This is a genomic window from Arthrobacter sp. H-02-3, from assembly GCF_003097355.1.
In the GTDB taxonomy this organism is placed as follows: Bacteria; Actinomycetota; Actinomycetes; order Actinomycetales; family Micrococcaceae; genus Arthrobacter; species Arthrobacter humicola.
This window is the reverse complement of record NZ_PYUI01000030.1, coordinates 36932-44970: the sequence shown is the minus strand read 5'-3', so window position 1 is coordinate 44970 and position 8039 is coordinate 36932. Positions and strand designations below refer to the sequence as shown.

The 8039-nt window shown below is 66.2% G+C and carries 3 protein-coding genes; all 3 read right to left on the bottom strand.

Annotation, left to right across the window (positions count from 1 at the left end):
* Positions 1-397 precede the first annotated feature (397 nt).
* From C9424_RS20175 to C9424_RS20165, 3 genes are read right to left on the bottom strand one after another with little or no spacing between them, the layout of a single operon-like run.
* Positions 398-4117: a 1,4-alpha-glucan branching enzyme gene (locus C9424_RS20175; RefSeq protein ID WP_116768626.1), complete on the bottom strand. Its 3720-nt coding sequence runs from the start codon at positions 4115-4117 to the stop codon at positions 398-400.
* Position 4118: 1 nt separating this feature from the next.
* Entirely contained in the window at positions 4119-5915 is a 1797-nt protein-coding gene (gene treS, locus C9424_RS20170) for a maltose alpha-D-glucosyltransferase (RefSeq protein WP_116768625.1), read from the bottom strand.
* A gap of 5 nt (positions 5916-5920) precedes the next feature.
* Positions 5921-7993, bottom strand: a complete 2073-nt coding sequence (locus tag C9424_RS20165) for an alpha-1,4-glucan--maltose-1-phosphate maltosyltransferase (RefSeq protein ID WP_272914169.1) — start codon at positions 7991-7993, stop codon at positions 5921-5923.
* Positions 7994-8039 lie beyond the last annotated feature (46 nt).

Here is an 8039-nt window from a genome sequence, read left to right as displayed (position 1 = left end):
CAATACAATAAATTGGTATCAACAAACTTGGCACACTATTGAGTTCTCAAACAACAGACACACCCGGCACCACCACAACCAACAAACAGTCGCGGATCGCTCCGGAGCAACTTTTCAAACTTACCCGGCCGCTTCACCCTTGTCAAATCGGCGTTCCCGACTCAGTCTTGCCATAGGCTTCTGGGTCTTGGTGGCCGTTCAACTCCGGGGAGCAGCGCGGAAATAAACTCTACCACCACTTGGCCCCGCTGACAAAGCCGCCTCGAAGAGGGCGCGGAAAAGCCCGGAATCACGGGGATTCCGGGCTTCTCCCAGATGCTCACGCGGGGCTTACGCCGCTCGGGTTCACCACGCGAGGCTGACCGCGCTCCCCCACCGGCTTCGCGCCGGGCGGCGCCTACGCCAGCGGTTTGAAGTAGGCGGCCCCGAGCGGGGGCAGGGTCACGGTGAGCGACGCCGGCTGACCGTCGATGCCCTCGTCCGCGGCAGTCAGAGTTCCGGTGTTTTCCACGCCGGAGCCTCCATAGCTGGCGGCGTCGGTGTTGAGCACTTCCTGCCATGCTCCGGCAGACGGGACGCCCAGGACATAGTCGGTGTGCGGGCCGCCGGAGAAGTTCACGGCGCAGACCAGCGGGTTGCCGTCAGCATCGCGGCGGATGAACGTCAGCACGTTGCGGTCCGAGTCTCCCCCGTTGATCCACTGGAAACCCTCCGGCTGGTTGTCCCGCTCGTACAGGGCCGGCGTGGAACGGTACAGCTCGTTGAGGTCCTTGGTCAGGAGCTGCATGCCGTTGTGTGCCGGGATGTCGGCGAGCCACCAGTCGAGGCCGTACTGCTCTGACCACTCCGCTTCCTGGCCGAATTCCGTGCCCATGAAGATCAGCTGCTTGCCCGGGTGCGCCCACTGGTACCCCAGGAACGCGCGGAGGTTGGCCAGCTGCTGCCACCGGTCGCCGGGCATCTTGCGCAGCATGGAACCCTTGCCGTGCACAACTTCGTCGTGGCTGATCGGCAGGAGGAAGTTTTCCGAGTAGGCATAGACCATCGAGAAGGTGATGGTGCCGTGGTGCCACCTGCGGTTGTAGGGGTCCTCCGCCATGTACTGGAGCGAGTCATGCATCCAGCCCATGTTCCACTTGAGGCCGAAGCCCAGGCCGCCGCCGCTGGTGGGTGCGGTGACGCCCGGGAATGCGGTGGACTCCTCGGCAATCATGACGGCACCGGGGTGCGTCTTGTAGACCGTGGCGTTGACCTCCTGCAGGAAGGAGATCGCTTCCAGGTTCTCGCGGCCGCCGAAACGGTTGGGCTGCCACTGCCCCTCCTCACGCGAATAATCGAGGTACAGCATGGAGGCGACGGCGTCCACGCGCAGCCCGTCGATGTGGAATTCGTCGAGCCAGTACAGGGCATTGGCTACCAGGAAGTTGCGGACCTCCGTGCGGCCGAAGTCGAAGATCAGCGTTCCCCAGTCCGGGTGCTCGCCCAGGTTCGGGTCGGCGTGCTCGTACAGGGCCTCGCCGTCGAACCGCGCCAGGGCCCATTCGTCCTTGGGGAAGTGCGCCGGGACCCAGTCCAGGAGGACGCCGATGCCGGCCTGGTGGAGTTCGTCGACGAGGTGCCGGAATTCGTCGGGGTGCCCGAACCGTGAGGTCGGGGCGAAGTAGGAGGTGACCTGGTAGCCCCAGGAGCCGCCGAAGGGGTGCTCGGCCACGGGCATGAACTCCACGTGGGTGAAGCCGAGCCATTTGACGTACTCCACGAGTTCCTTGGCCAGCTCACGGTAGCCCAGCCCCACCCGCCACGAGCCGAGGTGGACCTCGTACACGCTCATGGCTGAGTTGTGGGGATCGCGGCCGGCGCGGGCCTGCATCCACTCGGCATCCTTGAAGACATAGGAGGGCTCGACCACGCGGGACGCCGTCAGCGGCGGGACCTCGGTTCCGAAGGCCAGCGGGTCCGCTTTTTCCACCCAGTAGCCGTGCCGGGTCCGGATCTCAAACTTGTAGCACGCCCCTGCTACAACGCCGGGGATGAAGAGCTCCCACACGCCGCTGGAACCCAGCGAGCGCATCGAGTGTTCCCGGCCGTCCCAGCCATTGAAGTCGCCCTTCACGCGCACTGCCTGCGCGTTCGGGGCCCAGACGGCGAAGGACACGCCGTCGACGTCGCCGAGGGAGGACTTGTAGTGCTGGACGTGCGCGCCGAGAGCCTCCCACAGGCGCTCGTGCCGGCCCTCACCAATCAGGTGCAGGTCGATTTCACCGATTGTCGGCAAGTAGCGGTAGGGGTCGTCCATGAGCTGCGGCTCGTGGTCCTTGTAGGTCACTTCGAGGCGGTAATCCGGCACGTGGCCACGCTCGAGCGGTTCCATCACAGCCACCCACACGCCGCCCGATTCGTGCGTCATGGGCGCAGCACCTGCCGACGTCACGACAGAAACTGCCTCCGCCAGGTGCTTCACGGTCCGGATGGTGACGTGGCCGTGGTCATCAAGGTGGGCACCCAGGACTGAGTGGGGCGCGTGGTGTTCGCCGGATGCGACCCTCGCAAGAGTCTCGCCGTCCACGGGCAATGGTGCGCCGGGCCGATCGATACGTGCTGATCCTGTCATTTTTATACCTTCCGCTGTGGCTTCGGCGGCGACGCCGGAACCTGTACTGCCGAGGAGACGACGCGATGCGTTCACCGGGATGGAGAGCCAGTCCGGCCTGTTCCTTAGTTCGTAGATGACTTCGTAGAGTGCTTTGTCGAGCCACAGCGCCACAAAGAGCGGCGAGTCGCGGTCGATGCTGCCGGGGATGACTTCGGCGTAGCCGGCCAGGAAGGCCTCGGCGCAGTCATCCACCCATGTCCCCGGCACCACGGCACCGGGGTTCTCGCGGACGGCGGCGCCGGCGGCGTAGTCGAAGGACCGCAGCATGCCGACGACGTCGCGCAGCGGGACGTCGGGAAAATTGCGTTCTGAGATCGGGCGCAGCGGCTCACCCTCGAAGTCGAGGATGGCCCAGCGCGGTGCAGCCCCGGGCTCGCCCGGGGCGCTACTGCCCGGAACCTGCAGGATCTGTCCGAGATGGAGGTCGCCATGGATGCGCTGCAGCCGCCCGGCGCTGGTGCCTTCAAGCCGGCCGAGGAGCCGGTCCAGCCGGTCCTCGTACGGTCCGACGGCGTTGCCGGCCTGGGCCCAGGACTGGCGCACCCGCTGGGCTACTCCGGGGGCGATGTCCTCGCCCGGCGCGGATTCGGTGGCGGTCCCCAGCGCCTCGGCGAGCCGCCGGTGCACCGCGGCCGTCGCAGCGCCCAGGGCATGGGCCTCGGCGGTGAATCCGATCCCCCGGCTGGCCGCGTCGACGGCGAGCCGCCAGGCATCGAGCCCGCCGGAGAGGAATTCGTGCGCGACGGCGAGCTCTCCGCGGGCGGTACGGACAGCAGCGGACGGGTCCACACCGAGCGCAGCCGCAGGAGTCTCCCATTCCCCCGTAACCCAGCCAAGGGTCGCCGGGACTTCCTCGGTGCGCCCCGCCGTCAGCGCCGCGCCGATTTCGACCTCGGGGTTCTGGCCCTCGGACAGCACCCGGAAGAACTTCACGATGGCGGCCGAACCGCCGTCGTCCACTATCACCGAACTGTTCGATTGCTCCCCGGCGAGCACCTTCACCTTGCCCGTCGCGAACGGCAGGCGGTAGCCGGACTCCACCAGGTGGCCGGTCGCTTGTCCCGACGGCGTGCTTCCGCCGTCGCGGATGAGCTCCAGCCACGCGGCGACGAAGGAGGCGTCGTGGACGCCGTCGTAAACCCAGCGGTGTGCAGCGTCATCGCGCGTGCCGGGAAGTTCGCCGATCAGCGCACGCTCGCCACCGGGCAGCGGTTCCGTGCGGAAACTGAGTGGCACCTGGACGATGTCGGTCCGGCTGCCGTCGGGGGTGGGATAGGACACCGCCAGCAGGAACACCTCGCACACCGCCGTGCCGGGAGCGCCCTCCCCGCCGCCGGTCTCGAGGCGCAGACCGCCCGCCGGTTCGAAGCTGAACTCCGCACTTTTGACGGGGAACCATCGCTGGCGCGGAAGCCAGGCGCCAAGCAGTGCGCTCAGGGCCGGGGCAAGGGTCGGTCGAGTCATCTCAGCCTTCGATGGACAGGATAGGCATCGCCTGAGTGAACGGGGATGCCGGGTTGGAAGCTGCGGAGCGGATCCGCAGCCAGAAGAAATCGTGGCTGCCCAGGGTCAACGTCAGGGTTCCGTCATCGCCGATGGCCGGGAACGCCTGGCCGCCGAACACGTCCCGGAGTCCCCGGCCGGCGAATTTCGGCACGCGCAGGGTGGTTGCCACGGGGTGCTGCGAGAGGTTGAAGGCGCACAGGATGGTCTCGGCGTCCTCACCGGCGGCGTTGCCTTCGGGGAGCTCGCGCAGGTAGGCGAGGACGACGTCGTGGTCGGCTTCCACATGCTTGAATCCGCCCAGGCCGAAGGCGGGGTGGTTCTTGCGGACGCTCAGGATTTGGCGGGTCCAGCGCAGCAGCGACCCCGAATGTGCGGCCTCGGCCTCCACGTTGGCCATGCTGTAGTTATAGACCAGCGACTGGATCACGGGGAGGTAGAGCTTTCCGGGGTCCGCGTTGGAGAACCCGGCGTTGCGGTCCGGGTTCCACTGCATCGGGGTGCGGACGGCGTCGCGGTCCTCCAGCCAGATGTTGTCCCCCATGCCGATCTCGTCCCCGTAGTACAGGAACGGGCTGCCCGGCAGGGACAGCAGCAGGGCGTTGATGAGCTCGATTTCGGAGCGGGAGTTATCCAGCAGCGGGGCCAGCCGGCGCCGGATGCCGATGTTGGCGCGCATGCGCGGATCCGGCGCGTACCAGCCCAGCATCGCGGCGCGTTCATCGGACGTGACCATTTCCAGCGTCAGTTCGTCGTGGTTGCGCAGGAACGTGCCCCACTGGGCGCCTTCGGGAATGTCCGGGGTGTCCTTCATCGTCTCGATGATGGGCGACGCCTTCTGGTCCCGCAGCGCATAGTACAGCCGCGGCATGATCGGGAAGTGGAACGCCATGTGGCATTCCGGTTCCTCTTCGGTGCCGAAGTATTCCACCACTTCGGCGGGCGGCTGGTTGGCCTCGGCAATGATCACGCGGCCCGGGTAGCTTTCATCGACCATCTTGCGCAGCTTGCGGAGGAATTCGTGGGTCTGCGGCAGGTTCTCGCAGTTGGTGCCCTCCTCCTCGAACAGGTACGGGATGGCGTCCGCCCGGAAGCCGTCGATGCCCTGGTCCAGCCAGAACCGGACGACATCGAAGAGCGCGTCAATGACCTTGGGGTTCTCGAAGTTGAGGTCGGGCTGGTGGCTGAAGAACCGGTGCCAGAAGAACTGCCGCCGGATGGGGTCGAAGGTCCAGTTGGATTCCTCGGTGTCCACGAAGATGATGCGGGCGTCTTCATACTTCTCGTCCGTGTCGCTCCAGACATAGAAGTCCCCGAAGGGCCCGTCCGGATCCTTGCGCGACTCCTGGAACCACGGGTGCTGGTCCGAGGTGTGGTTCAGGGGAAGGTCGATGATCACCCGGACGCCGCGGGCGTGGGCCTCCGCCACGAGCCGCTTGAAGTCGCTGATGGTCCCGAACTCGTCCAGGACGGAGTTGTAGTCCGAGATGTCGTAGCCGCCGTCGCGCAGCGGTGACTGGAAGAACGGCGGGAGCCAGAGGCAGTCCACGCCCAGCCACTGCAGGTAGTCCAGTTTCTCGATCAGTCCGTGAAAGTCGCCCGAGCCGTCCCCGTTTCCGTCGGCGAAGCCCCGGACCAGGACCTCGTAGAACACCGCTTTGCGGTACCAGAGGGGGTCGTGCTGGAGGCCCGGAGCGTTCAGTTCAAAGCTTCCCCTCGGGCTGAAGTGCTGGCTGGGGTTCTGCGGGCTAAAACTCACTGGCACTACCTCCGGATGCTAAGAATGTGGGCGGGCTCGACGTGCGGGTCCAGACGGACGTAGTTGTACTCCCCCCATTCCCAGCTCTCGCCGGTCAGCAAGTCATCGACCATGAAACGGCCGTTGTGCGTGAAGTTCTCCGGGTCCAGTTCCAGCGCCGGCAGATCCAGGGACACGGTGCTCTCCCGGGTGCCGTGCGGGTCCACGTTGACGACGATGATCAAGGTGTCCTTGGTCCCGTCGGAGAGGGTCTTGTGCTTGGAGTACACCACGGTGGACGTGTCCGTGCTCTGGTGCAGCGTCAGGTTCTGCAGGTCCCCGAGGGCCGGGTGCGCGCGGCGGATCTCGTTGAGCCGGGTCAGGTACGGCGCCAGGCTGCGCCCGGTTTCGGCCGCCGCATCCCAGTCGCGTGACTTGTACTCGAATTTCTCGTTGTCCCTGTATTCCTCGGCTCCGGGACGCGCCACGTGTTCGTAGAGCTCAAAGCCGGCGTACACGCCCCAGATCGGGCTGGCCGTTGCGGCCAGCGCGGCGCGGATCTTGAACGCCGACGGTCCGCCGAACTGCAGGTACTCGGTGAGGATGTCCGGGGTGTTGACGAAGAAATTCGGCCGGAAGTAGGCCGGTGACTCGTGGCTGACCTCCTGGAAGTACTCCTCCAGTTCTTCCTTGGTGTTCCGCCAGGTGAAGTAGGTGTAGGACTGCTGGAAGCCGGCCCGGCCGAGGGCGTGCATCATGGCCGGGCGGGTGAACGCCTCGGCCAGGAAAACGACGTCGGGATGCTTCTTATTGACCTTCCCAATCAGCCATTCCCAGAACCACACGGGTTTGGTGTGCGGATTGTCCACCCGGAAGACCTTGACGCCGTGGCTGACCCACAGCAGCACGATCCGCAGAATTTCGTTGGACAGCCCCGCGGGGTCGTTGTCGAAATTCAGCGGGAAGATGTCCTGATATTTCTTGGGCGGGTTTTCCGCGTAGGCGATGCTGCCGTCCACCCGGGTGGTGAACCATTCCGGGTGGCTTTGCACCCACGGGTGGTCCGGCGCGGCCTGCAGGGCCAGGTCCAGGGCGACTTCGAGCCCCAGTTCCTCGGCCCGGGCCACGAAGGCGTCGAAGTCTTCGAAGGTGCCCAGGTCCGGGTGGATCGCGTCGTGGCCGCCATCCTTGGACCCAATGGCCCACGGGGAGCCGGGATCGTGCGGTCCGGCAATCAGGGTGTTGTTCGGCCCCTTGCGGTGCTGGACACCGATCGGGTGGATCGGCGGCATGTAGATGATGTCGAAGCCCATGGCGGCGACGGCGTCAAGGCGTTTCGCGGCGGTGCGGAAGGTGCCGGAGGTCCACTCTCCGGTGTCGTGGTTGCGCACGGCACCTTCGGAGCGCGGAAAGAATTCGTACCAGGACCCGCTGCCGGCGAGCGCACGCTCCACCAGCAGCGGGTACGGTTCGGAGACCGTCACGAGTTCGCGGATGGGCTGGCGTTGGACGACGGCGGCGATCTCGTCGCTGAAGCCGGCGGCGAGGCGCTCCTCCGGTGTCCGGGCGGTGTCCGAGAGCACGACGACGGCCATCCGCAGCGTCCGGCGGTCGGCAGAGGGCCGCGAGGCGTCCTCGGAGGCTTCCGCCAGCAGGGCCGCGCCTTCGGCCAGCATGAGCTCGACGTCGATGCCGGCCTCCACCTTGACCTCGGCGTTGTGGTGCCAGGTGCCATAGCGGTCATGCCATGCCTCGATGACGAAGGACCACTTGCCGGTGGCGGGCGGGGTCAGGAGGCCTTCCCAACGGTCGGTGCCCATGCCGCGCGGTCCGCGCGGCGGTGCGAGGCGGACCCGCTGGCGCTCTTTGCCGCGGGGGTCGAGCAGGACGGCGCTGACGCCGAGCTGGTCGTGTCCCTCCCGGAACGCGGTGGCACCCACCACAATGGATTCGCCCGCAACAGCTTTGGCCGGGAACTTTCCGTCTTCTACCGACGGCTGCACGGCGGTGATCGGAAATCGGCCAAATCGAAGGCCATCCGTGATCAGGGCCTTGGGCTTTTGCTTGGACAGGGCACTGGTTCGCGAGTTATTCGTCACAGGCTCGACGTTATCTACAAAACGGCCAGAATGCTAAGGCCTCGAA